The organism is Pseudomonas sp. RIT-To-2 (genome assembly GCF_029623465.1).
Taxonomy (GTDB): Bacteria; Pseudomonadota; Gammaproteobacteria; order Pseudomonadales; family Pseudomonadaceae; genus Aquipseudomonas; species Aquipseudomonas silvicola.
In genome coordinates, this window is the sequence record NZ_JAPYKM010000002.1 from 197,615 (window position 1) to 223,744 (window position 26,130).

The following is a 26,130-nucleotide window of genomic DNA, read 5'->3' on the forward strand; positions in this document are numbered from 1 at the left end:
CACAAACGCCGCGCAGTACCAGGCAAACCGCATTTACCGCGACGCGCAACGCCTGCCCCCTCGAAAAGCAGGCGCCTTGGTCAACCGCGGGAGCGAACACCCTGGGTCAGGCCGAACATGAACAGCAACAGGTCGTGATCAGGCTTGGCGTCAGCCTGCACCTTGGGCGTACGGGGCAGTGGGCACTGCTGCGCAGCGCTGAGAACGCCAGGCCGAGGCTGATCCCACGCGGCCATGGCAGCCGTAGTGACAGCCAGCGCGCCCACCAGAAAAAAACCTCGAGCAATTCCTCGTTTCATCACTCTAAACCTTTGATTACGCTGCCAAACGCCGTCTCATAAAAATAGAGCAGTTTCTTCCAGTCTGCGTCGCTGAACGACGAATGGCGACGCAACTGTTTCAGGTCATGCTGGGCTGCCCCGTAAGCGGTCCAGCGACGCCTGCATTTTTCCAGGTCCAGCAACGCAACCTCAGGTCTGGCCGCCGCGCCCTCGCCGACTACTCGCACAAACACATGCTTGATGTACAGGCAACTGTGCTGCCAACGACCCCGGTGCATGCGCGCCAGGCTTTGGGCCAACACTTGCAGCATTTCATCATGGACAGCCTCCCCGTGACGCTCGCGACCACCGGCGGCATACCAGTTTTCGATCTCGTCATAACCGTCCAGGGCCTCGGTCACCAACAACGCGCGCCACTGATGCTGTGGGTCACGCTGAGCGCCGCAGAACACCAATTTCGGCACGTTGACGTTCAGGGCATGCAAGCCTTGCAGGGCATCGCGCTCACGCAGCACCGTCGGCCGGCCGAATGGGTGCAGCACGCTTCGGTAAATGTGCCCTGTCTGACGTTTGACGTACAGCAGCTGGCCGTTATCGGCGTACACCCGCTGAACCCCGCTTTCACCGCCGCGTCGTACGTTCGGCTCCTCAACCCACTCACCCCGTTGACGCCAGAAATAATCGAAGCGCGTTTCAGACGCCGCCGTGTTTTCAGTAGCGTAGTCGATGGCCATTCGTTACTCCTTGCGAAAACTGACTACACGCTGGCGGTGGTCAAGGGCCACGGCGACGGCAAAAATAGCCAGTCATACGTCATGTGCGTGTAATACCAATGTGAAAAAAATGTAAGACTACTGCGAAACAGGAGCAAGGTTTTACAGAAGCTTAATGATAGCCAAGGGCCACAACTGCTGAATGACCCAATGGTCAGTCAACCGTCTGTCGCCAACGTGACCTGAAAGCAGCAGCCATTAGGCTCACGCGCCGTCAATTCGACCTGCCAGCCCTGGTCATCGCAAATGCGTTGTACCAGCGACAAGCCCAACCCCAGGCCTTCCCCGCGGCGCTCGGTGGCACGCACGAAGGGCTGGAACACGGCCAGGCGCTTTTCTTCGGGAATGCCGATACCCGTGTCTTCCACTTTGAAGCCCGATGGCTCCAGGGTCAGGCGAATGAAACCGGTGTCGGTGTAGTGCAATGCGTTGCGCAGCAAGTTGCCCATCACCGCCAACAGGAACGTGGCGTTGTACCGGGTGGGCGGCAACTCACCCCGCACCACCGTCAACGCCAGGCCCTTGTGTTCGATAGGTCCGCGCCACAGGTTGATCAGGTTATCGGCCACCTGGTCCAGGCTCAGCTGGGCACTCATCTCGCTTTCGTTGCGCTGGGCTCGCGCCAGCATCAGGAAGGTCTGCACCAGCTCCCGCATTTCCACGCAGGCGCGGGCAATACGCTCCACCTGGGCGCGGGCGCGGGCATCCAGGGCCGGGTTCTCCAGCAACAGCTCACAGGAGGTGGCCAGTACCATCAAGGGGGTACGCAGCTCATGGCTGACGTCACTGGTAAACAACCGCTCCCGGCTCAATGCATCGCGCAGGCGCCCCAGGGTGGCATCGAACGCCACCGCCAACTCACCCACTTCATCAGCGGCGTAGTCCGGCGCCAGTGGCGGCGCCAGGCCCAGCAACTGGTCGCGGTGACGTACCTGGCGCGCCAGGCGCACCACCGGTGCCATCACCCGGCGGGCCAGCACCCAGCCAAGGAACACCGCCAGCGCCAGGCTGAGGACGAACCCAACCAGCACCACGGCGAACAATACGCGCTCGCGCTCTTCGAAATCACTTTGGTCCTGCAGTAGCACGTAGCGGCGGTCGTCGACGATCTCCACCATGGCGTGGTAAGACAGGTCGCCGCGGAACACTTCGTGAAAGCCCGGTGCCAGGTGCCGCAAGTCTTTGGGCAGGGCGTAATCGCCGCGCCCGCCGCTGTAGTAGAACAGCTGGTCCGGCTCAGGGCGATGGTTCCAGTCGCTGACATTGTCCATCAGCAGCAAGCGCTGCAGGTCGCCCCCCAACCCCGCCGAGATCAGTTTTTCTTCAACCAGGTGCACCGTGGCGACAATACCCACGGCAAACGCGCCAGCCACCAAGGCACTCATCAAGGCAAAGGCAATGATGATGCGTTGTGCCAGGCTTTGCTTAAACTCCATCTTTGCCCTCGGCCAGGCGATACCCCACGCCATGCACCGTTTGCAGCAATGGTTTGTCGAACGGCTTGTCGATGACCTGGCGCAGCTGGTGAACGTGGCTGCGCAGGCTGTCGCTGTCAGGGCAATCATCGCCCCACAGGGCTTCTTCCAGTACCTCGCGCCGCAATACATGCGGGCTCTTCTGCATCAGCACGGCAAGCAGTTTCAGGCCCACCGGGTTGAGCTTGAGGGCACGCCCCTGGCGGCTCACCTCCAGGGTGTCGAGGTCGTAGCTCAGGTCACCGACCTGCAGGCTGCGGCGCCCGCCACCCTGTGCGCGGCGCAGTACGGCTTCGATGCGCGCGGCCAGCTCCGAGAGGGCGAAAGGTTTGATCAGGTAATCGTCGGCACCCGAGCGGAAACCCTGCAGGCGGTCGTCCAACTGGTCGCGGGCGGTCAGCATGATCACCGGAGTCTCGCGCCGGGCGTCTTCGCGCAGCCGCTTGCACAGGGTATAGCCGTCGATGCCAGGCAGCATGATGTCCAGCACGATCAGGTCATAGTGCTCGGTGGCCGCCAGGTGCAGACCGGACAGACCGTCCTGGGCGCAGTCGACCGTATAGCCCTTCAAGCCCAGGTAGTCGGCCAGGTTGGCGAGGATATCGCGGTTGTCTTCAACCAATAGAATTCGCATGGGCAGGTTCTCCGTCCAGTGTGTTTGCCCTTGGGCGCAGGCAGCTTACGGCGTTCGGGCCCCAAGGGCCAGTGACGGCTGACGCTTGTCACTGGGGGAGCTGGCGTACCATCGCGACGTGGAGACCAGGAAGCGCACTGGCGAGCCAGTTCCCACGCTGCATGAAAAAACCCCGCACGAGGCGGGGTTTCTTGTGAAGCGATGGGTAAGGCTGGCTTACATCATGCCGCCCATGCCACCCATGCCGCCCATGTCTGGCATGCCGCCAGCCGCAGGAGCATCATCCTTGATCTCGGCGATCATGGCTTCGGTGGTGATCATCAGGCTGGCGATCGAGGAAGCAGCCTGCAGTGCCGAACGGGTCACTTTGGCTGGGTCCAGGATACCCATTTCGATCATGTCGCCGTATTCGCCGCTAGCAGCGTTGTAGCCGTAGTTGCCACGGCCTTGCTTGACCTTGTCGACAACCACGCTTGGCTCGTCACCGGAGTTGGCGACGATCTGGCGCAGTGGCGCTTCAACAGCGCGACGCAGCAGAGCGATACCTACGTTCTGGTCGGCGTTGTCGCCTTCCAGCGCGGAGATGGCCAGCAGTGCACGAACCAGGGCCACGCCACCGCCAGGTACCACGCCTTCTTCGACCGCAGCACGGGTAGCGTGCAGGGCGTCTTCAACGCGGGCTTTCTTCTCTTTCATTTCAACTTCGGAACCAGCGCCAACCTTGATCACTGCAACGCCGCCGGACAGCTTGGCCAGGCGCTCTTGCAGTTTTTCACGGTCGTAGTCGGACGAAGTGTCGGCCACTTGCTGACGGATCTGGGTAACGCGAGCCTGGATGTCAACCTCGACGCCAGCACCGTCGATGATGGTGGTGTTTTCTTTCGACAGAACGACGCGCTTGGCGTTACCCAGGTGCTCCAGGGTAGTGCTTTCCAGGCTCAGGCCGATCTCTTCGGAGATAACGGTACCGCCGGTCAGAACAGCGATGTCCTGCAGCATGGCCTTGCGACGGTCGCCGAAGCCTGGCGCCTTGACGGCAGCAACCTTGACGATGCCACGCATGTTGTTCACGACCAGGGTCGCCAGCGCTTCGCCTTCAACGTCTTCAGCCACGATCAGCAGTGGGCGGCCGGCTTTGGCAACGGCTTCCAGCACTGGCAGCATTTCGCGGATGTTGGAGATCTTCTTGTCAACCAGCAGGATCAGCGGGCCGTCGAGCTCGGCGACCATGGTGTCTGGCTTGTTGACGAAGTAAGGGGACAGGTAGCCGCGGTCGAACTGCATGCCTTCAACAACCGACAGTTCGTTTTCCAGGCCCGAGCCTTCTTCAACGGTGATGACGCCTTCTTTACCGACTTTTTCCATGGCTTCGGCAATGATGTCGCCGATCGAGGAGTCGGAGTTGGCCGAAATGGTACCGACCTGGGCGATGGCTTTGGAATCAGCGCATGGCTTGGACATGGCTTTCAGCTCTTTGACAATGGCGATGGTCGCCTTGTCGATGCCGCGCTTCAGGTCCATCGGGTTCATGCCGGCAGCGACGGCTTTCAGGCCTTCGTTGACGATCGACTGAGCCAGAACGGTGGCGGTGGTGGTGCCGTCGCCAGCGTCATCGTTGGCACGGGACGCAACGTCCTTGACCAGCTGCGCGCCCATGTTTTCGAAGCGGTCCTTGAGCTCGATTTCCTTGGCGACGGAAACGCCGTCCTTGGTGATGGTCGGAGCGCCGAAGCTCTTCTCGATGATCACGTTACGGCCTTTCGGGCCCAGGGTCGCTTTTACCGCGTCAGCCAGAACGTTAACGCCAGTCAGCATTTTCTTGCGGGCGGAGTCGCCGAATTTAACTTCTTTAGCAGCCATGATCGTTTTCCTTGAATACTGGGTAGTAACGGGAGAGCAGCGGTTTTATCAGCCTTCGATGACGGCGAGAATTTCGTTCTCGCTCATCACCAGCAGGTCTTCGCCGTCAACCTTCACGGTATTGCTGCCGGAGTAAGGGCCGAACACGACCTTGTCGCCCACTTTCACGGCCAGAGCACGTACTTCACCGTTGTCCAGCACTCGGCCGGTACCGACCGCGATGACTTCACCATTGTTGGCTTTCTCGGCAGCCGAACCTGGCAGAACGATACCGCCAGCGGTTTTCTTTTCTTCTTCGCTGCGACGGATAACGACGCGGTCATGCAGAGGACGAAGCTTCATTGTCGATCTCTCCTAATTATGGTTTTCAGCGGCCGGTGTCTGTACCGGCGTTGTGGTTCATCCGGCGGGGCCGGTCGCGGCTCGCTGCGCGAGACGCGGAATATTGTCTGGCAAAGCCAGAAACCTTGCGGTGACCCATACATGAGGTCGCGTTGAACGATTACAAGTGCTGGCCAAAAAAATTTTCACTTTCGCCCGGGCAAAAAAAGTGGGAGCTGCCTTGCCAGCGAGCTTTTGGAGGGCCCAAAAAACTCGCTGGCAAGCCAGCTCCCACAGCGACCCGCTCAGGAGTCGCGCTTTTCGAATTCGCCTTCGATCACCGTTGGCTCACGGCCCACCGCATGGTTGGCCGCCGGGCGAGCATGACCTTCATAGGTCTGGCCACGCTGCAGGTCTTCGGCGAAAGAACGCTGGCGCGACGCTTGCTCACGGGCTTTGGCGCTGAGCTTGTTGCCAATCAGCTTGCGGGTGAACGGCAGCAGGCACAGCAGGCCCAGCACGTCACTGATGAACCCGGGCAACAGCAACAGGCCACCGCCAATGGCCAGCATCAGGCCTTGAAAGACTGTATCGGCCGGCAACTCACCGCGTTGCAGGCTCTGCCGGGCACTGAGTGCCGTGGCCAGACCCGCCACGCGCACCACCAGCACGCCGATGGCGGAGCCGGCGATGATCAGCGCCAGCGCGGGGAAGAACCCGATCGCCACGCTGACCTGGAAAAAGACAAAGAGCTCGAGCACCGGGAAGAGCAGGAGCAGAAATAGAAAAGCACGCATCAAGGGTTTCCTCTGCGGAAGAACGACTTCCAGTAAACCCTAGATGACGTCGACATTTCGTGAATTCAAGCCTCGACCTGTCCAACGGTCGGCCAGGCTTGGGCGTGGGCCAGTGAAACCAGTGCCTGGCGGACTTCCACAGGATTGTTGCAAGGTTTTTCAAAGGGCAGCCAGTAGATCGCCTGGCCAATGCGCAGGTGCATGCCTTCGCCGTCGATACCCACCAATTGCGCGGGTACCTGAGCAGGCAGGCCTGCCAATGCCACGTAGTGGGCGATGGCCTTGGCGTGGTCGGCATTCATGTGCTCGACCATGCCGGTCTCTGCGGTGCCGGCAAACGGGTTGGCCAGGGTTACGTGATCCAGCCAGTGGATGGCGCCGAACCCCCCGATATAACGGTGGCGCACTGGCTCCAGTACCCAGAAGTCGAAATCGTGAGCGCTGTGGTAGTTGGCCGAATCCGGGAAGTAACGGTAATAGCGCAGGGCCGCCGCTTCGATCTGCGCCTCGTCGTCCAGCCTGCGGGCCTCGGCCAGCACGGTCAGACGCCCCACGGCTTGCACGTCCTGGGCTTCACGCTCACCCACCAGCAAGGAACACTTGGGGTCTTTCTGCAGGTTGTGGGTGTGCTGCGCAATGCGGCTGATGAGGATCAGCGGGTTGCCCTGGGCATCGAGGCAGTAGGGCACTACCGAGCCGAACGGGAAACCGGGCATGGACCTGGAATGGGTGGACAGAACGCCGCGGTATTCCTTGAGCAGCAGTTCACGGGCCTGACGCAGGGTTTGGGCGCTCACCTGAAGCTCCTTCTATTTAAAGGAGCTTCAAGTTACAAGCTTTGAACGGCAAGCCGCAAGCTGCAAGCCGGACGCGACCACTTGCAGCCTGTGGCCATGCTTTTTACCAGGCCACGCCGAAACCGGCGGTGTAGCGGCTGGTGTTGAGGTCGGCGTTGCTGGAGCCGGTGACCATGTCTTTCTCGTACTTGAGGTTCAGCGAAGCCCACTGGGTGACCTTGTAGCGCAGGCCCACTTCGGAGTCCAGGCTGTAGTCCGCCACGCCACTGAGCGGTTTGCCCACTTCGCCGTTGGTGAAGAACTCGACGGTCTTGCCGATCAGGAAGCGGTTGTACGCCCACTTCACGCCCACCGAGTAGAAATCGGATTTATCGCCATCGGCGTATTCGTAGGTGCTGTGGTTGAGCAGCGAGCCCAGGGAGAACGCCCCCAGTTCGTCATCCCAGAACTGGTAACCCGGGCCGGTACCGACGGTGCGCTGCTTGGACAGGTCTTCGACGAAGTCACGCTTGACGTTGACCCGGCCTTGCCAATACCACTTGTCCGTGATGAAACGGTCCAGTGCGTATTCGGCATTCCAATTGTTGGTGCCGACCACCTCGTCAGTGGTTTCGCGGTTGTATTCGGCATCGGCCGTGTGCCGCCAGCGGCCGCTGCGCGCCGAGGTCTTGAAGGCCAGGTTGTAATCGTCGGTGTCGCTGTCCGCGCGCTGGAAGTCCACGGCCGCATCGATGTTGCCCTTCCACACCAGATCACCCACCACGGGCTTGGGCTTGATGATCTGCTGGATGCTGGCCAGCTCCACGGTCTTGGGCGCCTCGCCGTTCTGCATGATCACCTTGCCGTCGTCAGACGCCTTCAGCGATTTGGCTTTCTGGCCGGTGTAGGCGTCCTGCTTGACCAGCAGTTCCTGGTCACTCTCCAGGGTCTTGACCTGTTTCCAGTCAAGGGCCACGGAGCCGCCGTAAGGCGTGTCGAGCATGAGCTTGCCGCCATCGAACACCGTGATCTTGCCGGTGAGACGGTCGCCGTTCTTCATCCAGACGGTGTCGGCAAGGGCGGTGGTTGAGGCACTGGCGATGGCGAGGCACATCAGGGTTCTGGACAGCATAAGCAGATTCGGGCTCAGGTTTCGGAAGAAATCGGGCATCATCCGGATGGAGAGCCCTCGCGCAAGGACTGACCGACAAATGACCGATGAGTTCAGTAATCAATTGCAACAATTTGGTGACATTTCCCCCGCCGATCCGGCCGCCGAGCGCCGCATGGCCCTGTATGTCGTGCTGGCGCAAATACCCCAGGGCAAGGTCGTCACGTACGGTCAACTCGCCGACATGGCAGGGTTGGGCAGGGCCGCACGGTGGGTGGGGCGCACCTTGAGTCAACTGCCCGAGGGCAGCCAGTTGCCATGGCACCGGGTGATAGGTGCCGGTGGTCGGATAAGCCTGGCCTCTGGAACACCTGGCGGAGAGGAGCAACGCGCGCGCTTGAGAGCCGAAGGGATTATTTTCATGAATAATCGCGTGGATATACGTCGCCATGGCTGGCGCCCCATGGACCCTAGCGGTTAGAGTGCGCGCTTTGTTTTCGTAAACTGAGGCAGATTCCAGCCCATGCCCCGTAAAACCTGGCGCGCCGCGCTCGCCGCTTATGCCAGCCCTTCGACCCTTGTGCTGTTGTTGCTCGGTTTCGCCGCCGGCCTGCCGTACATGCTGGTGTTCTCCACCCTTTCCGTCTGGCTGCGTGAAGCCGGCGTGGCCCGGGAAACCATTGGCTACGCCAGCCTGATCGGCCTGGCCTATGCGTTCAAGTGGGTATGGTCGCCGCTGCTGGACCAATGGCGCCTGCCTGTGCTCGCCCGCATGGGGCGTCGTCGCTCCTGGCTGGTGCTGGCACAGTCGCTGGTGATCATCGGTCTGATCGGCATGAGTTTCTGCGACCCGCAAAAACACCTGTCATGGCTGATCGCGATCGCGGTGATGGTCGCCTTTGCTTCGGCCACCCAGGACATCGCGGTGGACGCCTACCGCCTGGAAATCGCCGAAGACAACACCCAGGCCGCCCTGGCCGCCAGCTACATGGCCGGTTACCGCATTGCCGCGCTGCTGGCCACGGCGGGCGCGTTGTTCTTCGCCGAGGCATTCGGTTCCACGGGCTACGCCTACATGCACAAGGCCTGGGCCGGCACCTACATGCTCTTCGGCGTGCTGATGGTACCGGCGCTGATCACCACCCTGGTGATGCGCGAGCCCGACGTGCCACTGCGCACCCAGTTGTCTGCCGGGCGCTACAAATTCGGCCACCAGCTGATGTCGGTGTTCGTGCTGATCATCTTGCTGATCTCCGTGCCAGCCATGTTCACTCAGCTCTACAACACCGATTTCGCCAGCGTGCTGTTCCACGGCGAAAGCCTGCTGGACCTGCTGCTGACTGACCGCGCCTTCCTGCGTGCCATTCTCTACATCACCCTGACCGCCCTGTGCCTGTCGTCCATGGGCCGTCGTGGCCTGGCACCGGTGCTGACCCCGGTCAGCGACTTCGTGGTGCGCTACCGCTGGCAGGCGCTGCTGCTGCTGGGGCTGATCGCCACCTACCGCATGTCGGACACGGTGATGGGCGTGATGGCCAACGTGTTCTACATCGACCAGGGCTTCACCAAGGACCAGATCGCCAGCGTCAGCAAGATCTTCGGCCTGGTCATGACCCTGCTGGGCGCCGGTGTCGGTGGCCTGCTGATCGTGCGCTTCGGCATCCTGCCGATTCTGTTCGTCGGCGGCGTTGCCTCGGCGGCCACCAACCTGCTGTTCCTGATGCTGGCCGACATGGGCCCGAACCTGAACATGCTGATCGTTACCATCTCGCTGGACAACTTCAGTTCGGGCATGGCCACATCGGCCTTCGTGGCGTACCTGTCGAGCCTGACCAACCTGAAGTTCTCGGCCACCCAGTACGCGCTGCTCAGCTCGATCATGCTGTTGCTGCCGCGCCTGATCGGCGGGTATTCGGGGGTAATGGTGGAGAAGTTCGGTTACCACAACTTCTTCCTGATCACCGCGGTGCTGGGCGTACCGACGCTGTTCCTGATTGCCTTGCACTGGCATCAGGAAGGGCGAGGCAAGCGCATGGAGCCTTCAGACGAACAGCCTGTGAGCGAAACTCCCTGATATAGCAGGGATTACCCAACGTGTGAGGCGAACAGGGAGCCGTCTACTGTCAAACTTGACAGTAGACGCTTCTGAGCGCACGGGGAACGATGGCGATGTCATTCCCACGGGCAGAGGCACTACCATGACCACGTCAACTGACTCACGCTCCTCGCAACTGGATACAAACTTCGGCAATCTCGGCATAGTAAATCTTCCTCCAGACCTCTCCGGGACGCTGGTGGGGCAACGCATCGATGCAGGGGGGACCATCGTTGTCTGCTACAGCATTGACCAGACCAAGGTTCGCCTTGCTCTGTTCAACAGCAAGGGCGAACCCATCGACTTCGCCAATGGGCAATCCAAGGTCGACGTCGATCTGCAGCCCACTGATGAGAACAACGCTTCGGTATTCACACCCACGCAGATCATCACTGGCGATAGCCAGAAAATTTACGTGGTCGGCACGATGTACATCGCTTCCTTTTTGAAAGACACCGTCAACCCGGTGGTCTTCTGCCTGAAAGAGAATGGAGACCTGGATACGGAGTTCGGCCCGAGCCGAAATGGTATCGTGCACTTCGAGGTTGCCGATACCGAACCCCCGGCTGAAAAAAACAAAACCTGGATTGACTCAAGTGGTGCCCACGGACTTGTTAAGAACCCCCATGCACCCAGCAATCCAGCCCCGCGCGCACCCTCGTTGAGGCACCTGCAAAAGCTGCTGGGTTCCAGCCGCTCGCTCCGATTGCCCCCGGCCTTTCAGGCCGTCACCCGCGAAACCGACCTGCTTCTGACCTTCAGCACCCTGTACGTCTCCAATGCCTTCCATGCAGGCCTGGTTATTTGCCTCAATGAGTTTGGTCGCTTGAAAACCGATTTCGACGCCAAGGGATATACCTTCCTGGCTCATAACGGCAGACCCACCTACTTCTCTGCGATCACCTACAACCCCAGCACTTCACAGATCATCGTCGGTGGCGGCGACCTGGACCCGGGCGACATCAAGGGCGATGCGATCGTCTGTGGGCTCGACCCACAGGGCGTTCCCTCCCCCAGCTATGGCATCAACGGTTGGACCGTGGTGGACAATGCGCTTTACGGGGCCCAGATCGACTGGCTGACCAATGACAATATCAACCGAACCTTTGGGGTTGGCGCGTCGTGGGACCGCTCCCCTGGTTTTCAGCAAGCCCTGCTGGTGGGGTTGGAGAGCAATGGCACTCCGCTTTCAGAGTTTGCGGGAGGAAAGATCAGGTTCAGCGTGAAGAACGCGGATGGATATGCAACTTGCGTCGTCAGCACTACCGAGGAGACGACGGTATTATTCAAGCCCTCCTTCTCTGGACAGTTCGGCCTGGCAAGGTACACCCGAAAAGGTGCGCCGGCGCAATTTTACGGTGAGAACGGCCAGCTGATTTTCCCCGAAGGCGCTTACATCATCAATATACGTTTGCAGTCCGATAACAAGCTGCTTTTGATCCGGGAGGAAGATGACCGACAAGGTCACTACTTCGTCGATCTTTACCGATACCTTCCATGAAGGTGCTGGCGGGACTCCCCCGCCTCCCTGGCGTTGGCTTGGGATACTGCTGTGGCCGTCGCGTTTGATCGTGCTGTTGCGCCGATCACAGAGCTCGGCCAATAGTCAGAAAAAAGCCCCTGAACGGGGCTTTTTGTTGGCTAGGCGTTTTCCGCCACGACCCGCACCACACGCTGCGGAAACGGAATATCGATCCCCGCCGCACGCAGCCGGTCGCGAATCTCGGCATTGATCAGGTTGGTCACACCCCCCAGGTCCGACGTATTCACCCACAAGCGCAGCGAAACCGTGATCGCGCTGTCACCCAGGTTGGACACGACCGCTTCTGGCGCCGGCGACTCCAGCACCCGCGGGTCCTTGGCCAGGTCCAGGAGAATTTCCCGAGCCTTCTGCAGGTCGGCCTCGTAGTCCACACCGATGTCGTAGGTGAGCTTGCGGGTGGGCTGGCGGTTGGTGTTGGTGATGATGCCGTTGGACAGCGGACCGTTGGGCATGATCACGGTCTTGTTGTCACCGGTACGCAGCACGGTGTGGAAGATCATGATGTTGTCCACGGTACCCTGCACGCCCTGGGCTTCGATCCAGTCGCCAATGCGGAAAGGGCGGAACAGGAGGATCAGGACCCCGCCGGCGAAGTTCGCCAGGCTGCCTTGCAACGCCAGGCCCACGGCCAGGCCAGCGGCACCGATGGCGGCGACGAATGAGGTGGTCTCGATGCCGATCATCGACGCCACGCTGACAATCAGCATCACCTTCAGGGCAATGTTGGCCAGGCTGCTGATGAAGCCTTGCAGCGCCAGGTCGGCGTGGCGCAAGGCCAGCAATTTGCCCACGCGCAGGGTCAGTTGGTTGATCAACCACCAGCCGATGGCCAGGGTAACCACCGCCAGCAGCACGCGGCTGCTGTACTGCATGATCATGGGAATCCAGGTCTGGGATTTCTGGACGAGTTGGTCCACTTCAGCGTTCACATCCATAAGGCTCTCCTAATGCCGGTCGGCGCAACCGTTTCACCCGCGCCACGGGTGTGGGACGCCGCAAGCCCCTTCAGGTTCCCCTCGACGTCCCCGGGCGCATCAGTCGCGGAAGTTGTTGAACTGCAACGGCATGTCGAATTCCTTGGCACGCAGGGCGGCGATGGCTTCCTGCAGATCATCGCGTTTCTTGCCGGTGACACGGACCTGCTCGCCCTGAATGGCGGCCTGGACCTTGAGCTTGGCGTCCTTGATGTGGGCGACGATTTTCTTCGCCAGTTCCTTGTCGATCCCTTCGCGCAGGGTGGCTTCCTGCTTCATCACCTTGCCCGAGGCATAGGCGTCCTTGACTTCCAGGCACTTGACGTCGAGCTTGCGCTTGACCAGGGCCAGCTTCAGGATCTCGACCATCGCTTCCAGCTGGAACTCGGCCTCGGCGGTCAGGGTAACCGTCAGTTCCTTGAACTCGATGGTGCCTTTGCCTTTGAGGTCGTAACGGCGGTCCAGCTCCTTGACCGCGTTCTCAACGGCGTTGGTGACTTCGTGTTTGTCCAGCTCGGACACTACGTCGAACGAGGGCATGTAAATTCTCCAAAAAAAAACGGCGCAGCTCGATACAGATGGAGCACGCCTGGCTTGACGGTTAAAATGCCGGATCATTATAACGGTTGCCAGCATTGCACAGCGCCCCTTCGTGCCCCAACTTTGCCGCACGAGCGGGCAACTCGTCGCCCTCCCCCAGTGAGCCGCACATGCCGAACCCGAATCTGAGCGTTGCAGTGGTGCAGGATGATCCCGCCAGGGCCGAACAACGGGTGGCCCTGCTGCGGCAGGCCGGTTGCCAACAGGTGGCCCACTGCAGCCACGCCGATGCCCTGGCGCACCAGGAAAAGCAGCCTGCGGCCCTGTTGCTGCTCGAAGGCCCTGAGGGCCTGGCCCTGGCGTCGCGGGTGCGGCAGTTCGACGAAATGGGTGAGCATTACACCTGGATCCTGCTGATCAGCGACCAGCCCGCAGCTGCGTTGCTGGACGAAAACGCCGACCTGGGCATCGATGACGTGCTGGCGCCCCACGCCCTGGCGGATCAGTTGCCGGCCCGGCTGCTGGCCGCCGAACGCCTGTACAACACCGTGCAGCGCCTGCGCCAGGAAAACAGCCTGCTGCGCCAGAACATCGCCAGCCTGGAACAGCGCAACCTGGTGGACTCGCTGACCGGCCTTGGCAACGCCCGCTACCTGCGCCAGAAACTCACCGACAGCTTGCGCCAGGTGCAAGCCCGCGGCGGCGCCTTGTGCTACCTGTTGATCGGCCTGCAAAACGCTGACAGCCTGCAGCGCGAACTCGGCAGCGATTTCTACGACGAACTGTTGCAGGGCGTGGCCCGCCGCCTGCAACAAATGGTGCGGCCACTGGATATCCTGGGTCGCCTGGACGACCAGCACTTCGTGCTGCTGACCCTGCCGCCAGACCTGCAGGAGTGCGCGCCCAGCAGCTTCAAGCGCCTGCACGATGGCCTGAACCTTAAGGCCTTCATCACCGCCAGTGGCTCGGTGGAGGTCGTGGCTGGCATCAGCCTGATCGGCGCCGACAGTCACAGCCTGCCTGGCTCCCCCCAGGCGTTGTTCGAAGAGGCTCGAGCGCTGCTGGCCGAGTCCTACGACAGCGGCCTGGTCAGCGCCAAGCGTCTGCCGGTGCGCGGCTGATGAGCCCGATAGCCTGGCATGTACTGGGCGCCGGTAGCCTGGGCACCCTGTGGGCTTGCCGCCTGGCCCGCGCCGGGCTGCCCGTGACGCTGCTGCTTCGCGACGCCGAGCGGCTTCGCCAGTACCGGGCCGTCGGGGGCCTGACGCTGGTGGAACAGCAGCACAGTCATCTTTACCCACTGGCAGCCGAAACCGTCGATGGCACCGCGCCCATCCAGCGCCTGCTGGTGGCTTGCAAGGCCTACGATGCCGAACAGGTGGTGAGCCTCCTCGCACCCCGCCTGGGGCCGGACGCCGAGGTGATCCTGCTGCAGAACGGCCTGGGCAGCCAGGACGCCGTCGCCGCGAAAATACCCCATGCCCGCTGCATCTTTGCCTCCAGCACCGAAGGGGCCTTTCGCTCTGCCGACTGGCAGGTAACCTTCGCCGGCCACGGTTTCACCTGGCTGGGCGACCCCGCGAGGCCCACCGAGCCCGATTGGCTGGGCGACTTGAGCGCCAGCGGCATTCCCCACCAGTGGAGCGTGGATATCCTCACCCGGTTGTGGCGCAAACTGGCGCTCAACTGCGCCATCAATCCCCTGACCGTGCTGCATGATTGCCGCAACGGCGACCTCCAGCAGCACCCGGCCCAAGTGGCAACCTTGTGCGCCGAGCTGGGCGAATTGCTGGAACATTGCGGCCAGCCCGAAGCCGCCGTCGACCTGCACGATGAAGTGCAGCGTGTCATCCACGCCACCGCCGCCAACTATTCTTCCATGCACCAGGACGTGAGGCAGGGCCGACGAACCGAGATAAGTTACCTGCTGGGCTACGCCTGCGCTGCGGCTCAGCGCCACCAGCGCAGCCTGCCGCACCTGCAACAACTGCACACCCAACTGGTCCAACACCTGCAGGCCCTCGGCCTGCCCAGTACCTGAGGCCGCCGCGCGCTTTGATACACTCAAGGCTCAGAGCCCTCTCCAGGAAAACGGAACCGTCGATGCCTTTGCGCCAGCGCCTCGAAAACCTGCCGGTGGGGCAGAAACTGCTCGCCGCCCTGCTGGTCTTGCTGACCACTGTACTGCTGGTGGCCAACCTGACCTTTATCAGTGCTGCCTACTGGATCTCCCAGGAAAGCATGGCGCCTCAAGCCCTGCAGACCATCGGCAAACTGGTGACCAACCCGGCCCTGGCCATCGAAGCCCTGGACTCCCCGGAAAGCGCCAAGGCACTGCTGGACGAACTCAACAGCTACTCGCCCCTGCGCGCGGCCGCCGTCTATGACACCGACGGCAAGTTGCTGGCCGAACTGCAGCATGGCCAGCAACTGAAACTGCCCGAGCGCTACCGCAACCTGGAGAAATGGCGCCAGACCGAGTTTCGCAGTACCCAGCTGGTCAACCTGCCTCGCAGCGGCAAGCCGCCCGGCCACCTGCTGCTGGTAGCCACCAGCGAACTGCCCATGGCGTTCTATACCGGCACACTGACTGCCAGCCTGGGGATCCTGGTGTTCAGCGTGCTGTTGTGGCTGGTCATCGCCCGGCAGATCAAACGGTTGATCACCCAGCCCATCTATCAGTTGGAAGAACTGTCACGACAAGTGACCCGCGAGGAGAACTACGCGCTGCGTGCCGGGCCCGGCAACCACGACGAAATCGGCAGCCTGGCCGAAGCGTTCAACACCATGCTGTCGCGCATCGAGGCACGTGAGCAACAGCTCAAACGTGCCCGCGACGATTCCCAGGCCGCTTACGACCAGGCCCAGGGCCTGGCTGAAGAAACCCGCCATACCAACCGCAAGCTTGAGCTGGAAGTGCAGGTACGCAGCAAGATCGAGAAAAAACTCACGGGTTTCCAGAATTACCTCAACAGCATCATCGACTCCATGCCCTCGGCACTGATCGCCCTGGACGAGCAGCTGTATGTGACCCAGTGGAACCAGGAGGCCAGTGCCCTTTCCGGCACGCCCTTGGATGAAGCCCTCAACCAGCCTATTTTCCTGGCCTTCGAGCCTCTCAAACCCTTCCTCCCGGAACTGAAGAACACCGTGGAGCGGCACACCGTGGCGAAGATCGAGCGCGTCACCTGGGTCAAGGACGAGGTGGCCCACCACTACGCCCTGACCTTCTACCCCTTGATGGGCGGTGCTGGCCGAGGGGTGGTGATCCGTATCGATGACATCAGCCAGCGCCTGTCCCTGGAAGAGATGATGGTGCAGTCCGAGAAAATGCTGTCGGTAGGCGGCCTGGCTGCCGGCATGGCCCACGAGATCAACAACCCGCTGGGGGCCATCCTGCACAACGTGCAGAATGTGCGCCGGCGCCTGTCGCCCGACCTGCCGCGCAACCTGGAGGCGGCCAGCGAGGCCGGTATCGACCTGGCCACGGTGAACCGCTACCTGCACACCCGCGAGATCCCGCAACTGCTCGATGGCATCCAGCAGGCCGGTGCCCGCGCCGCCAAGATCGTCACCCATATGCTCAGTTTCAGCCGCCGCAGCAACCGCCAACTGGCGCCGTGCGACCTGCCGGCACTGATCGACCAAGCGGTGGACATCGCCGGCAACGATTTCGACCTGGCCATCGGCTTCGACTTCAAGGGCCAGAACATCATCCGCCAGTTCGACCCTCACCTGGGCCCGGTACCCGGTACCGCCAACGAACTGGAACAGGTGCTGCTCAACCTGCTCAAGAACGCCGCCCAGGCCATTCACCAGCGCCCCGAAGGGGGCGAGCCCGGGCGTATCACCCTGCGCACGCGCCTGAACCCACCATGGGCCGAGATCCAGGTGGAAGACAACGGCATCGGCATGCCTGAACAGGTGCGCAAGCGCACCTTCGAGCCTTTTTTCACCACCAAGGAAATCGGCCAGGGCACAGGCCTGGGGCTCTCGGTTTCCTACTTCATCATCACCAACAACCACAAAGGGCAGATGGAGGTGCAGTCCACGCCTGGCCTGGGCACCTGCTTCACCTTGCGCCTGCCGCTGGTGACCAGCCCCTTGCCCGCCATCAGCGCAACCTCGGAGACTTGAACCATGGGCTTTCGCCTGTCGAAAATTTACACCCGCACTGGCGACAAAGGCGAAACCGGCCTGGGCGACGGCCGCCGCGTGGGCAAGGACCACCCGCGGGTAGAGGCCATTGGCGAAGTTGACACCCTCAACAGTCAGTTGGGCCTGTTGCTGGCCGGTTGCGCAGAGGATGGGCGCCTGAGTGAAGTGGTGGAAGCCCTGGCCCCCTGCCAGCACCGCTTGTTCGACCTGGGAGGCGAACTGGCGATGCCGGCCTACCAGGCGTTGAACGCTGCAGAAGTGCAGCGGTTGGAGCAGGTGATCGATGAATGGAACGAGGAGCTGGGGCCGCTGGAAAATTTCATTCTTCCGGGCGGTTCGACACTCATTGCCCAGGCCCATGTATGCCGTAGCCTGGCGCGCAGCGCCGAGCGCCGCTGCCAGCACCTGAACGCGGTGGAACCCCTGGAAGGCGTGGGGCTGGCCTATATCAACCGCTTGTCGGACCTGCTGTTCGTGGCGGCACGCATCATCGCCCGTCGCCAGGGCATCGCCGAGATCCTCTGGCAGGCAGCGCCGCGCCCCTGAACGCGGCCGCTACAGGTCAGGCACCTGGCCAGAAGGCGCGGATACCGGCCACCCCCTGGGCGCCAATGTCCCAGGCGCGCTGCTTGTTTTCAGGCCCCACACCGCCCAGCAGGAACACCGGGTAGTTGAACCCGGCGATCAATTGCGCGGCCTGGTCCCAGCCCAACGGCTGCGCGTCGGGGTGGGTCTGGGTCGGCTGTACCGGCGACAGGGTGACGAAGTCAGCGCCCATCTGCTGGGCCAGCGCCAGCTCCTCAGCGTTGTGGCAAGAGGCGGCCAGCAACCGCTCACGCGGGAACGGTCGCCCCTTGCTGGCGTATTTGCGCAGTTGCGCCGCTGTCAGGTGCCAGCCCGCCGAAGGAAAGTCCCCCAGCCACTCCAGCGGCCCCTTGAGCATCAGTTGGGCCTTGCCGGCACACAGCCCCACGGCATCCACCGCCAGGTCGCGGTATTTGGGGTCATAGCCATTGGGCGCGCGCAATTGCACCAGACGCGTGCCGTTGGCGATGGCCTTCTGAATGCCACGCAGCAGTTGCGGGGTTTCCAGGCCGTCCGGGGTAATCAGGTACTCGCTGGCCAGCCCCGCTGCCTTCACGATCGGCCGGTTGGCCTCAGGGAATTCGTAGTTGGGCAGGTCCCGGGCAGTCACCCAGGCCAGTGGCTGGCCCTCGGCGCCGTGAGGCTCACCGGTGAAACCAGTGACCTCCCAGACGTCCAGCAGCACCTGCTTGTCGGGGTAGTCGTGCTGCACCTTGATCAACGGCCGGGCGGCCGTGACCTGGATCCCCAGCTCTTCAGCCAGCTCCCGGGCCAGCGCCGCGCGCACGCCCTCGCCCTCTTCCACCTTGCCCCCGGGAAACTCCCAGAGGCCGCCCTGGTGCTGGGTATCGGCGCGGCGGGCGATGAGAATACGGTTATCAGCACCACGGATGACCGCGGCGGCTACATGAATACGTTTCACGATTCCCTCCAATATCGCAGTGCGGCCTTCCCGAGCTTCGCCCGGTCCCACAGGGGGTATGGGCTGCCCATGTGGGACCGGGCGAAGCTCGGGAAGGCCGCGCTGCGGATCTCAAGCCTTACGTACGGTATTCGGCGTTGATCTTCACATACTCGTGGGACAAGTCAGTGGTCCAGATGGTCTCGCTGCAGTCCCCACGTCCCAGTTCGATACGGATGGTGATTTCCTCGCGCGCCATCACCGCCGAGCCCTGCTCTTCGGTGTAGGTGGCCGAGCGGCCGCCACGGCTGGCGATGCATACTTCGCCCAGGTACACGTCGATCTTGCTGACATCCAGGTTCGGTACGCCCGCCCGGCCCACGGCCGCCAGGATACGGCCCCAGTTGGGGTCGGAAGCGAACAGCGCGGTCTTGATCAGCGGCGAGTGCGCCACGGCATAACCGACGTCCAGGCATTCCTGGTGGTTACCGCCACCGTTGACCTGCACGGTGACGAACTTGGTAGCGCCTTCGCCATCACGGACGATGGCCTGGGCCACTTCCATGCACACTTCGAACACCGCCTTCTTCAGCGCGTCGAACAGTGGGCCGCTGGCTTCGGTCACTTGCGGCAGGTTGGCCTGGCCGGTGGCGATCAGCATGCAGCAGTCGTTGGTGGAGGTGTCACCGTCGATGGTGATGCGGTTGAACGACTTGTTGGCGCCGTCCAGGATCAGGTCCTTGAGCACCGCCGGGGCGACCTTGGCGTCGGTGGCGATGTAGCCGAGCATGGTGGCCATGTTCGGGCGGATCATGCCGGCGCCTTTGCTGATGCCGGTGACCGTGACGGTCACGCCATCGATCACGAACTGGCGGCTGGCGCCCTTGGGCAGGGTGTCAGTGGTCATGATGCCGGTGGCGGCAGCGGCCCAGTTGTCGACCGACAGATCGTCCAGGGCAGCCTGCAAGGCGCCTTCGATCTTCTCGACCGGCAGCGGCTCGCCGATCACACCGGTGGAAAACGGCAGCACGGCGCTGGCGTCCACGCCGGCCAGCTTGGCCAGGCTGGCGCATGTGCGCTCGGCGGCGGCCAGGCCGGGTTCACCGGTACCGGCGTTGGCGTTGCCCGTGTTGGTCAGCAGGTAACGCACGGTGCCCTGCACGCGCTGCTTGGCAATGATCACCGGGGCGGCGCAGAACGCGTTGAGGGTGAACACGCCAGCCACGCTGGAGCCTTCGGCGCAGCGCATGACAACGACATCCTTGCGCCCGGGGCGCTTGATGCCCGCCGAAGCGATGCCAAGTTCGAAACCTGCAACCGGGTGCAGCGTCGGCAAAGGGCCCAGACCAACAGCCATGAGAACACTCCTGGAAAGACAGACGCCGTATTCCAACACACGGCGTTAACGATGGAAAAACGCCGCGACGGCTGGAAGCCGGTCGCGGCGCGGATGTTTCAGGTCAACGCCCGATCGTCAGTTGATCTGGCCGTGACAGTGCTTGAACTTCTTGCCCGAACCACACCAGCACAGTTCGTTGCGGCCCAGCTTCTGGTCATTGCGCACAGGGGCTGCGGCGACGGCGACATCCTCGCCCTCCTCCAGCAGCACTTGCGGTGCGTCCAGGCCAGGGGCTTCAGCGTGTTCGAACTGCATGCGCGCGGCCAGGTCTTCGGCTTCCTGACGCAGGCGTGCTTCTTCCTCGGCCGGGTCTTCGCGGCGTACCTGAACGTGCGACAGCACGCGGATGGTATCGCGCTTGATCGAGTCCAGCAGTTCCTGGAACAGGGTGAACGACTCGCGCTTGTATTCCTGCTTCGGGTTCTTCTGGGCGTAGCCACGCAGGTGGATACCGTGACGCAGGTGGTCCATGGTCTGCAGGTGATCTTTCCACAGGTCGTCGAGCACGCGCAGCAGAATCTGCTTCTCGAAAGTACGCAGGGCATCCGCGCTGGCCTGTTCTTCCTTGTCGTTGTAGGCAGCCAGCAACTCGGCCAGCAGCTTCTCACGCAGGGTTTCTTCGTACAGGTGATCGTCTTCGTCCAACCATGCCTGAATCGGCAGCTTCACGCCGAAGTCGTTCAGCAGCGCAGCTTCCAGGCCGGCCACGTCCCACTGCTCAGGCAGCGACTGTGGCGGGATGTGGGCGCTGACGGTGCTGTCCAGCACTTCCTGGCGGAATTCGGCGATGGTGTCGCCAATGTTCTGCGCGGCCAGCAGGCTGTTACGCATGTGGTAGATGACTTTACGCTGTTCGTTGGCAACGTCGTCGAACTCCAGCAATTGCTTGCGGATATCGAAGTTGCGGCCTTCGACCTTGCGCTGGGCCTTCTCGATGGCATTGGTGACCATGCGGTGCTCGATGGCCTCGCCGGCCTGCATGCCCAGGGCCTTCATGAAGTTCTTCACCCGGTCAGAGGCGAAAATACGCATCAGGCTGTCTTCCAGCGACAGGTAGAAACGGCTGGAACCGTTGTCACCCTGACGGCCGGCACGGCCACGCAGCTGGTTGTCGATACGACGCGACTCGTGACGCTCGGAAGCGATCACGTGCAGGCCACCGGACTCCAGCACTTGCTGGTGGCGCTTCTGCCAGTCGGCCTTGATCTGGGCGATCTGCTCGGGGGTCGGGTTTTCCAGGGAAGCGACTTCCACTTCCCAGTTGCCGCCCAGCAGGATGTCGGTACCACGGCCCGCCATGTTGGTGGCGATGGTCAGCGCACCCGGGCGACCGGCCTGGGCGATGATTTCCGCTTCCTTCTCGTGGAACTTGGCGTTCAGCACCTTGTGCTCGATGCCTTCCTGGCGCAGCAGGTTGGACATGTGCTCGGAGGTCTCGATGGTGGCGGTACCCACCAGCACCGGACGGCCCTGGGCCATGCTTTCCTTGATGTCGGCGACGATGGCGGCGTACTTCTCGTCCGCGGTCAGGTAGACCAGGTCGTTGAAGTCCTTGCGCGCCAGCGGCTTGTTCGGCGGAATCACCATGACCTGCAGGTTGTAGATCTGGTGGAACTCGAACGCCTCGGTGTCCGCGGTACCGGTCATGCCGGACAGCTTGTTGTACAGGCGGAAGTAGTTCTGGAACGTGGTCGAGGCCAGGGTCTGGCTTTCGGCCTGGATGTTCAGGTTTTCCTTGGCCTCGATGGCCTGGTGCAGGCCTTCGGACAGGCGGCGGCCCGGCATGGTGCGGCCGGTGTGCTCGTCGACCAGCAGGATCTGGCCGTCCTGGACGATGTATTCCACGTTGCGGTGGAACAGCTTGTGGGCACGCAGGGCAGCGTACACGTGAGTCAGCAGGCCCAGGTTGTGGGCCGAGTACAGGCTTTCGCCTTCGGCCAGCAGGCCTACCTGTGCCAGCACTTCTTCGACGAACTGGTGGCCGGCTTCGTTCATCTCCACCTGGCGAGTCTTCTCGTCGATGGTGAAGTGACCGGCCTTGGTGACCTGGCCTTCCACTTCTTCGATGTGCTGCTCCAGGCGCGGGATCAGGCGGTTGATCTCGGTGTACAGCTTGGAGCTGTCTTCGGCCTGGCCGGAGATGATCAGCGGGGTACGGGCTTCGTCGATGAGGATGGAGTCGACTTCGTCGATCACGGCGAAATTCAGCTCGCGCTGGAATTTCTCATCCAGGCTGAACGCCATGTTGTCGCGCAGGTAGTCGAAACCGAACTCGTTGTTGGTACCGTAGGTGATATCGGCGGCGTAGGCGGCGCGTTTTTCCTCTGGCGGCGCGAAAGGCGTGACGACGCCCACGGTCAGGCCGAGGAATTCGTACAGCGGACGCATCCAGTTGGCATCTCGACGAGCCAGGTAGTCGTTGACCGTGACCACGTGCACGCCCTTGCCGGACAACGCGTTGAGGTACACGGCCAGGGTGGCCACCAGGGTCTTGCCTTCACCGGTGCGCATTTCGGCGATCATGCCTTCATGCAGGGTCATGCCACCAATGAGCTGGACGTCGAAGTGGCGCATGCCCATGACACGCTTGCCCGCTTCACGGCATACCGCGAAGGCCTCAGGCAGAAGCTTGTCGAGGGTCTCGCCTTTTGCCAGGCGGGCCTTGAACTCTTCGGTCTTGGCGCGCAGCTGCTCGTCCGAGAGGGCCACCATTTGCTCTTCGAAGGCATTGACGATCTGTACCGTCTTGAGCATGCGTTTGACTTCACGCTCGTTCTTGCTTCCAAAAAGTTTCTTTAACAAAGGCGCAAACATATCGGCAGGTTCTTCCACACATAGGGATGGAGGGCGGCCCCGTGAGTCGCCCGTGCAGCCCTCATGGCCGCATGCGAACGAGCATTCTACCCGGAAACGATGAGGAGGAAAGTGGCGTTGTATCCACGATGCTGGCACGGCGCTTTGACGGGGCCTTTTCACAATAAGGGCTTTTTTCGCAACTTCAACCCATCAGGTGAAGAAGTTATGTAACCAAACGGGTGGGCCCGGCTGGAAATCAGGCGTTTCTGCTACCATGGGCGCTCTGTAACTTCAGGTTTCCCACTATGGCCTACCGCCCCCTCCCGGCCCGGGCGCCCGCCGTCCTGCTGCGCGAGGCCCGCCCCCTCAAGGCCCTGTTCAGCCACGCCCAGCGGCTTTCGCACCTGCAACGCCTGCTGGAAAGCCAGTTGCAGCCGGCTGCGCGGGAACATTGCTACGTGGCATCATGGCGCGAGGGCTGCCTGCTGCTGATTGTCACTGATGGCCATTGGGCTACACGTTTGCGCTATCAGCAGAAGCGCCTGCAGCGTGACCTGCAGGCCTTGCCGGAATTCGACAACCTGACGCGGATCCTGTTCAAGGTGCAGCCCCCCACCGTGCAGAACCGCACGGCGGAGCGCAACGTCGATCTGCCCAGCAGCGCGGCGGAGACCTTGCAGTCCACGGCCGAAGGCATCACCGACCCGAACCTGCGCGCGGCGCTGGAGCGCCTGGCGGCGCACGCAGGCAGATCCAAAACCTGAGTTCAGTGGCGAAGCTCGGAAAAGGCCGCCACCCATGAACATAAAAAAGGCCACCCGAAGGTGGCCTCAATGACATCTAGAGAAGAGAGTGTTCGATCTTACACTGCCGCCACGGGACGCATGTAAGAGATCGGTGCCGTACTGGCATCTTCGAAGGTCACCACTTCCCAGGCATCCTTCTGCTCGATGAGCTTGCGAAGGAGCTGGTTGTTCAGCGCGTGGCCGGACTTGAAACCACGGAACTCACCAATCAGGCTGTTGCCCAGCAGGTAGAGGTCACCGATGGCGTCGAGGATCTTGTGCTTGACGAATTCGTCTTCGTAGCGAAGGCCGTCTTCGTTCAACACGCCATCCTTGTCCACCACGATAGCGTTTTCAACGCTACCGCCGAGCGCGAGGTTGTGCTTGCGCAGGTACTCGATATCGCTCATGAACCCGAAAGTGCGGGCGCGGCTGACTTCCTTCACGAAGGACGTGCTGGAAAAGTCGACGCTGGCGCTCTGGGTGCGGTTGCGGAACACCGGGTGATCGAAATCGATCTCGAAGCTCACCTTGAACCCGTCGAATGGCACGAAAGTGGCGCGCTTGTCGCCGTCTTCCACTGTCACTTCGCGCAGGATGCGGATGAATTTCTTGGCTGCGTCCTGTTCTTCCAGGCCGGCAGATTGAATCAGGAATACGAAGGGTCCTGCACTACCATCCATGATCGGGACTTCGGACGCGGAGAGCTCGACGTAGGCGTTATCGATGCCCAGGCCAGCCATGGCCGAGAGCAAGTGCTCAACCGTGTCTACCTTGGTATCGCCGTTGACCAGAGTGGTCGACATCGTGGTCTCGCCGACATTTTCCGCTCGCGCAGGAATCTGCACCATTGGATCCAGGTCGGCACGACAGAAAACGATGCCTGTATCCACAGGTGCCGGCTTGAGGGTCAGGTATACCTTCTCCCCAGAGTGCAGGCCGACGCCGGTGGCACGGATAATATTCTTCAGGGTGCGTTGTTTAATCATGGCATTGGCCGCTTCAGCGCAAATTGCGAACTGGTATCAACAAAGGCTGGCGATAATAGCAGACCCGGCCTTTGCTGAACACCAATCACCTTCATAGCCCTGATAAATTCCATCAATCAGCCTGACGACGCAGGAAAGCTGGAATGTCCAGGTAGTCCAGATCGTCTTGCGGGTTGAGCTTGGCCGCCTGTGCAGCGCCGGCGTGAGCCTGGTTGCGCATGACGGTCGGACGGTCCAGGTCGCGGTAGTTCACCGACGGCTGTTCCTGACGGGCGGGGGCCTGGGCCGGCGCCTGCTGGGCAGCTGTCTGCAGGGTGTTGTCGATGATCTTCACGGGTTTCTCGATCTTCGCACCCAGGCCAGTGGCGACCACGGTCACGTGCAGCTCGTCGCGCATGTCCGGGTCGATGACGGTACCGACCTTGACCATGGCGTGGTCCGACGCGAACGCCTCGATGATGCTACCCACGTCGGAGTACTCACCCAGGGACAGGTCAGGGCCGGCGGTGATGTTCACCAGGATGCCACGGGCGCCCTGCAGGTTGACGTCTTCGAGCAGCGGGTTGCGGATGGCCGCCTCGGTCGCTTCACGCGCACGGTTCGGACCACTGGCGCAGCCGGTGCCCATCATCGCCATGCCCATCTCGCTCATGACAGTGCGAACGTCGGCGAAGTCGACGTTGATCATGCCCGGGCGCTTGATGATGTCGGAGATACCGCGAACGGCACCGGCCAGTACATCGTCTGCCTTGGCGAACGCCGACAGCAGGCTGGCGTCCTTGCCCAGGATGGTCAGCAGCTTCTCGTTGGGAATGGTGATCAACGAGTCGACGCTTTCCGACAGCGCGCGGATGCCTTCATCGGCGATCTGCATGCGCTTGCGACCTTCGAACGGGAACGGACGGGTCACGACCGCGACGGTCAGGATGCCCATCTCCTTGGCCACTTCGGCAATGATCGGCGCCGCACCGGTACCGGTACCGCCACCCATGCCGGTGGTGATGAAGACCATGTTGGTACCGACCAGTACTTCGGCGATACGCTCGCGGTCTTCCAGGGCTGCCTGGCGGCCCACTTCAGGGTTGGCGCCAGCGCCCAGGCCCTTGGTCACGCCGGTGCCCAATTGCAGAATGGTGCGCGCACCAATGTTCTTCAGGGCTTGAGCATCGGTGTTGGCGCAGATGAACTCGACGCCTTCGATGTTGCTCTTGACCATGTGATTGACAGCGTTGCCGCCGCCGCCACCGACACCGATAACTTTGATTACCGGGCTTTGCGGGATGTTGTCTACAAGTTCGAACATGTGCCCTCTCCTTTCATTTCTCTAGTTTTAGCGC

General features: G+C 61.9%; 24 protein-coding genes. 8 read left to right on the plus strand and 16 right to left on the minus strand.

Translation table 11 applies throughout. The annotated features are described in order from the left end of the window. Positions 1 to 80 precede the first annotated feature (80 nt). From QBK88_RS02845 to QBK88_RS02885, 9 genes are all read right to left on the minus strand, one after another. On the minus strand, positions 81 to 299 hold the full coding sequence (locus QBK88_RS02845) for a hypothetical protein (protein ID WP_277960836.1): 219 nt from the start codon (positions 297 to 299) through the stop codon (positions 81 to 83). Next, positions 299 to 1,015 carry a lipopolysaccharide kinase InaA family protein gene (locus tag QBK88_RS02850; protein ID WP_277960837.1) on the minus strand — a complete coding sequence of 239 codons (717 nt, stop codon included), beginning with the start codon at positions 1,013 to 1,015 and terminating at the stop codon, positions 299 to 301. The genes QBK88_RS02845 and QBK88_RS02850 overlap by 1 nt, the downstream gene beginning before the upstream one ends. A gap of 197 nt (positions 1,016 to 1,212) precedes the next feature. Further along, positions 1,213 to 2,490 (minus strand): sensor histidine kinase, encoded by a 1,278-nt coding sequence (locus QBK88_RS02855; RefSeq protein WP_277960838.1) that lies wholly within the window; start codon positions 2,488 to 2,490, stop codon positions 1,213 to 1,215. Beyond that, positions 2,480 to 3,163 (minus strand): two-component system response regulator ColR, encoded by a 684-nt coding sequence (gene colR, locus QBK88_RS02860; RefSeq protein WP_268148558.1) that lies wholly within the window; start codon positions 3,161 to 3,163, stop codon positions 2,480 to 2,482. Before colR ends, QBK88_RS02855 begins: the two co-directional genes overlap by 11 nt. A 216-nt stretch (positions 3,164 to 3,379) precedes the next feature. Then, complete coding sequence (gene groL, locus QBK88_RS02865; RefSeq protein ID WP_277960839.1) at positions 3,380 to 5,023, minus strand: chaperonin GroEL; 1,644 nt, start codon at positions 5,021 to 5,023, stop codon at positions 3,380 to 3,382. A 48-nt stretch (positions 5,024 to 5,071) separates the two neighbouring features. After that, positions 5,072 to 5,365: a co-chaperone GroES gene (locus QBK88_RS02870; RefSeq protein WP_158155612.1), complete on the minus strand. Its 294-nt coding sequence runs from the start codon at positions 5,363 to 5,365 to the stop codon at positions 5,072 to 5,074. Between the two features lie 284 nt (positions 5,366 to 5,649). Further along, a complete protein-coding gene (locus QBK88_RS02875) occupies positions 5,650 to 6,141 on the minus strand; it encodes an FxsA family protein (protein WP_277960840.1) in 492 nt (163 codons plus the stop codon). A 65-nt stretch (positions 6,142 to 6,206) separates the two neighbouring features. Beyond that, positions 6,207 to 6,938, minus strand: a complete 732-nt coding sequence (locus QBK88_RS02880; RefSeq protein ID WP_277960841.1) for a HugZ family pyridoxamine 5'-phosphate oxidase — start codon at positions 6,936 to 6,938, stop codon at positions 6,207 to 6,209. A 103-nt stretch (positions 6,939 to 7,041) separates the two neighbouring features. Next, positions 7,042 to 8,049 (minus strand): DUF481 domain-containing protein, encoded by a 1,008-nt coding sequence (locus QBK88_RS02885; RefSeq protein ID WP_268148551.1) that lies wholly within the window; start codon positions 8,047 to 8,049, stop codon positions 7,042 to 7,044. Between the two features lie 79 nt (positions 8,050 to 8,128). Between QBK88_RS02885 and QBK88_RS02890 the strand changes: the two genes are divergently transcribed. The 3 genes from QBK88_RS02890 to QBK88_RS02900 all read left to right on the plus strand — a co-directional run bounded on the left by QBK88_RS02890 (position 8,129) and on the right by QBK88_RS02900 (position 11,624). Further along, positions 8,129 to 8,509: an MGMT family protein gene (locus QBK88_RS02890; protein ID WP_445764883.1), complete on the plus strand. Its 381-nt coding sequence runs from the start codon at positions 8,129 to 8,131 to the stop codon at positions 8,507 to 8,509. Positions 8,510 to 8,551: 42 nt separating this feature from the next. Beyond that, entirely contained in the window at positions 8,552 to 10,102 is a 1,551-nt protein-coding gene (locus QBK88_RS02895; protein ID WP_277960842.1) for an AmpG family muropeptide MFS transporter, read from the plus strand. A 124-nt stretch (positions 10,103 to 10,226) separates the two neighbouring features. Continuing rightward, entirely contained in the window at positions 10,227 to 11,624 is a 1,398-nt protein-coding gene (locus QBK88_RS02900; RefSeq protein WP_277960843.1) for a hypothetical protein, read from the plus strand. 140 nt (positions 11,625 to 11,764) lie between these two features. On the opposite strand, the gene QBK88_RS02905 is transcribed toward QBK88_RS02900, so the two are convergent. Together QBK88_RS02905 and QBK88_RS02910 are read right to left on the minus strand one after the other, a co-directional pair. Further along, complete coding sequence (locus tag QBK88_RS02905) at positions 11,765 to 12,601, minus strand: mechanosensitive ion channel domain-containing protein (RefSeq protein WP_277960844.1); 837 nt, start codon at positions 12,599 to 12,601, stop codon at positions 11,765 to 11,767. A gap of 99 nt (positions 12,602 to 12,700) precedes the next feature. Then, positions 12,701 to 13,180, minus strand: a complete 480-nt coding sequence (locus QBK88_RS02910) for a YajQ family cyclic di-GMP-binding protein (RefSeq protein ID WP_158155313.1) — start codon at positions 13,178 to 13,180, stop codon at positions 12,701 to 12,703. A 170-nt stretch (positions 13,181 to 13,350) separates the two neighbouring features. Between QBK88_RS02910 and QBK88_RS02915 the strand changes: the two genes are divergently transcribed. The 4 genes from QBK88_RS02915 (at position 13,351) to QBK88_RS02930 (ending at position 17,884) form a co-directional block, all read left to right on the plus strand. After that, positions 13,351 to 14,301 carry a diguanylate cyclase domain-containing protein gene (locus tag QBK88_RS02915; RefSeq protein ID WP_277960845.1) on the plus strand — a complete coding sequence of 317 codons (951 nt, stop codon included), beginning with the start codon at positions 13,351 to 13,353 and terminating at the stop codon, positions 14,299 to 14,301. Next, positions 14,301 to 15,221 (plus strand): putative 2-dehydropantoate 2-reductase, encoded by a 921-nt coding sequence (locus QBK88_RS02920; RefSeq protein ID WP_277960846.1) that lies wholly within the window; start codon positions 14,301 to 14,303, stop codon positions 15,219 to 15,221. Before QBK88_RS02915 ends, QBK88_RS02920 begins: the two co-directional genes overlap by 1 nt. Before the next feature lie 62 nt (positions 15,222 to 15,283). After that, a complete protein-coding gene (locus tag QBK88_RS02925) occupies positions 15,284 to 17,317 on the plus strand; it encodes an ATP-binding protein (protein WP_277960847.1) in 2,034 nt (677 codons plus the stop codon). 3 nt (positions 17,318 to 17,320) lie between these two features. Then, positions 17,321 to 17,884 carry a cob(I)yrinic acid a,c-diamide adenosyltransferase gene (locus QBK88_RS02930; RefSeq protein ID WP_277960848.1) on the plus strand — a complete coding sequence of 188 codons (564 nt, stop codon included), beginning with the start codon at positions 17,321 to 17,323 and terminating at the stop codon, positions 17,882 to 17,884. A 16-nt stretch (positions 17,885 to 17,900) separates the two neighbouring features. Here QBK88_RS02930 and QBK88_RS02935 read toward each other — a convergent pair whose 3' ends face one another. The 3 genes from QBK88_RS02935 to secA form a co-directional block, all read right to left on the minus strand. Then, positions 17,901 to 18,845 (minus strand): Nudix family hydrolase, encoded by a 945-nt coding sequence (locus QBK88_RS02935; protein ID WP_277960849.1) that lies wholly within the window; start codon positions 18,843 to 18,845, stop codon positions 17,901 to 17,903. 118 nt (positions 18,846 to 18,963) lie between these two features. Beyond that, a complete protein-coding gene (gene argJ, locus QBK88_RS02940) occupies positions 18,964 to 20,181 on the minus strand; it encodes a bifunctional glutamate N-acetyltransferase/amino-acid acetyltransferase ArgJ (protein ID WP_277960850.1) in 1,218 nt (405 codons plus the stop codon). Between the two features lie 117 nt (positions 20,182 to 20,298). After that, a complete protein-coding gene (secA, locus tag QBK88_RS02945; protein ID WP_277960851.1) occupies positions 20,299 to 23,037 on the minus strand; it encodes a preprotein translocase subunit SecA in 2,739 nt (912 codons plus the stop codon). Positions 23,038 to 23,324: 287 nt separating this feature from the next. On the opposite strand from secA, the gene QBK88_RS02950 reads away from it, so the two are divergent. After that, on the plus strand, positions 23,325 to 23,783 hold the full coding sequence (locus QBK88_RS02950; protein WP_277960852.1) for a DciA family protein: 459 nt from the start codon (positions 23,325 to 23,327) through the stop codon (positions 23,781 to 23,783). 98 nt (positions 23,784 to 23,881) lie between these two features. Here QBK88_RS02950 and lpxC read toward each other — a convergent pair whose 3' ends face one another. Then, complete coding sequence (gene lpxC / locus QBK88_RS02955) at positions 23,882 to 24,793, minus strand: UDP-3-O-acyl-N-acetylglucosamine deacetylase (protein WP_008365412.1); 912 nt, start codon at positions 24,791 to 24,793, stop codon at positions 23,882 to 23,884. A gap of 112 nt (positions 24,794 to 24,905) precedes the next feature. Further along, positions 24,906 to 26,096 carry a cell division protein FtsZ gene (gene ftsZ / locus QBK88_RS02960; protein WP_158155296.1) on the minus strand — a complete coding sequence of 397 codons (1,191 nt, stop codon included), beginning with the start codon at positions 26,094 to 26,096 and terminating at the stop codon, positions 24,906 to 24,908. Between the last annotated feature and the right edge of the window lie 34 nt (positions 26,097 to 26,130).

Coding starts and splice junctions, on each gene's coding strand:
- QBK88_RS02890 (WP_445764883.1), top strand. CDS start 8,129: ATGACCGATGAGTTCAGTAATCAATTGCAACAATTTGGTGACATTTCC.
- QBK88_RS02920 (WP_277960846.1), top strand. CDS start 14,301: ATGAGCCCGATAGCCTGGCATGTACTGGGCGCCGGTAGCCTGGGCACC.
- ftsZ (WP_158155296.1), bottom strand. CDS start 26,096: ATGTTCGAACTTGTAGACAACATCCCGCAAAGCCCGGTAATCAAAGTT.
- QBK88_RS02925 (WP_277960847.1), top strand. CDS start 15,284: ATGCCTTTGCGCCAGCGCCTCGAAAACCTGCCGGTGGGGCAGAAACTG.
- QBK88_RS02850 (WP_277960837.1), bottom strand. CDS start 1,015: ATGGCCATCGACTACGCTACTGAAAACACGGCGGCGTCTGAAACGCGC.
- QBK88_RS02900 (WP_277960843.1), top strand. CDS start 10,227: ATGACCACGTCAACTGACTCACGCTCCTCGCAACTGGATACAAACTTC.
- QBK88_RS02905 (WP_277960844.1), bottom strand. CDS start 12,601: ATGGATGTGAACGCTGAAGTGGACCAACTCGTCCAGAAATCCCAGACC.
- QBK88_RS02855 (WP_277960838.1), bottom strand. CDS start 2,490: ATGGAGTTTAAGCAAAGCCTGGCACAACGCATCATCATTGCCTTTGCC.
- QBK88_RS02950 (WP_277960852.1), top strand. CDS start 23,325: ATGGCCTACCGCCCCCTCCCGGCCCGGGCGCCCGCCGTCCTGCTGCGC.
- QBK88_RS02910 (WP_158155313.1), bottom strand. CDS start 13,180: ATGCCCTCGTTCGACGTAGTGTCCGAGCTGGACAAACACGAAGTCACC.
- colR (WP_268148558.1), bottom strand. CDS start 3,163: ATGCGAATTCTATTGGTTGAAGACAACCGCGATATCCTCGCCAACCTG.
- argJ (WP_277960850.1), bottom strand. CDS start 20,181: ATGGCTGTTGGTCTGGGCCCTTTGCCGACGCTGCACCCGGTTGCAGGT.
- lpxC (WP_008365412.1), bottom strand. CDS start 24,793: ATGATTAAACAACGCACCCTGAAGAATATTATCCGTGCCACCGGCGTC.
- secA (WP_277960851.1), bottom strand. CDS start 23,037: ATGTTTGCGCCTTTGTTAAAGAAACTTTTTGGAAGCAAGAACGAGCGT.
- QBK88_RS02870 (WP_158155612.1), bottom strand. CDS start 5,365: ATGAAGCTTCGTCCTCTGCATGACCGCGTCGTTATCCGTCGCAGCGAA.
- QBK88_RS02885 (WP_268148551.1), bottom strand. CDS start 8,049: ATGCTGTCCAGAACCCTGATGTGCCTCGCCATCGCCAGTGCCTCAACC.
- QBK88_RS02875 (WP_277960840.1), bottom strand. CDS start 6,141: ATGCGTGCTTTTCTATTTCTGCTCCTGCTCTTCCCGGTGCTCGAGCTC.
- groL (WP_277960839.1), bottom strand. CDS start 5,023: ATGGCTGCTAAAGAAGTTAAATTCGGCGACTCCGCCCGCAAGAAAATG.
- QBK88_RS02895 (WP_277960842.1), top strand. CDS start 8,552: ATGCCCCGTAAAACCTGGCGCGCCGCGCTCGCCGCTTATGCCAGCCCT.
- QBK88_RS02930 (WP_277960848.1), top strand. CDS start 17,321: ATGGGCTTTCGCCTGTCGAAAATTTACACCCGCACTGGCGACAAAGGC.
- QBK88_RS02845 (WP_277960836.1), bottom strand. CDS start 299: ATGAAACGAGGAATTGCTCGAGGTTTTTTTCTGGTGGGCGCGCTGGCT.
- QBK88_RS02915 (WP_277960845.1), top strand. CDS start 13,351: ATGCCGAACCCGAATCTGAGCGTTGCAGTGGTGCAGGATGATCCCGCC.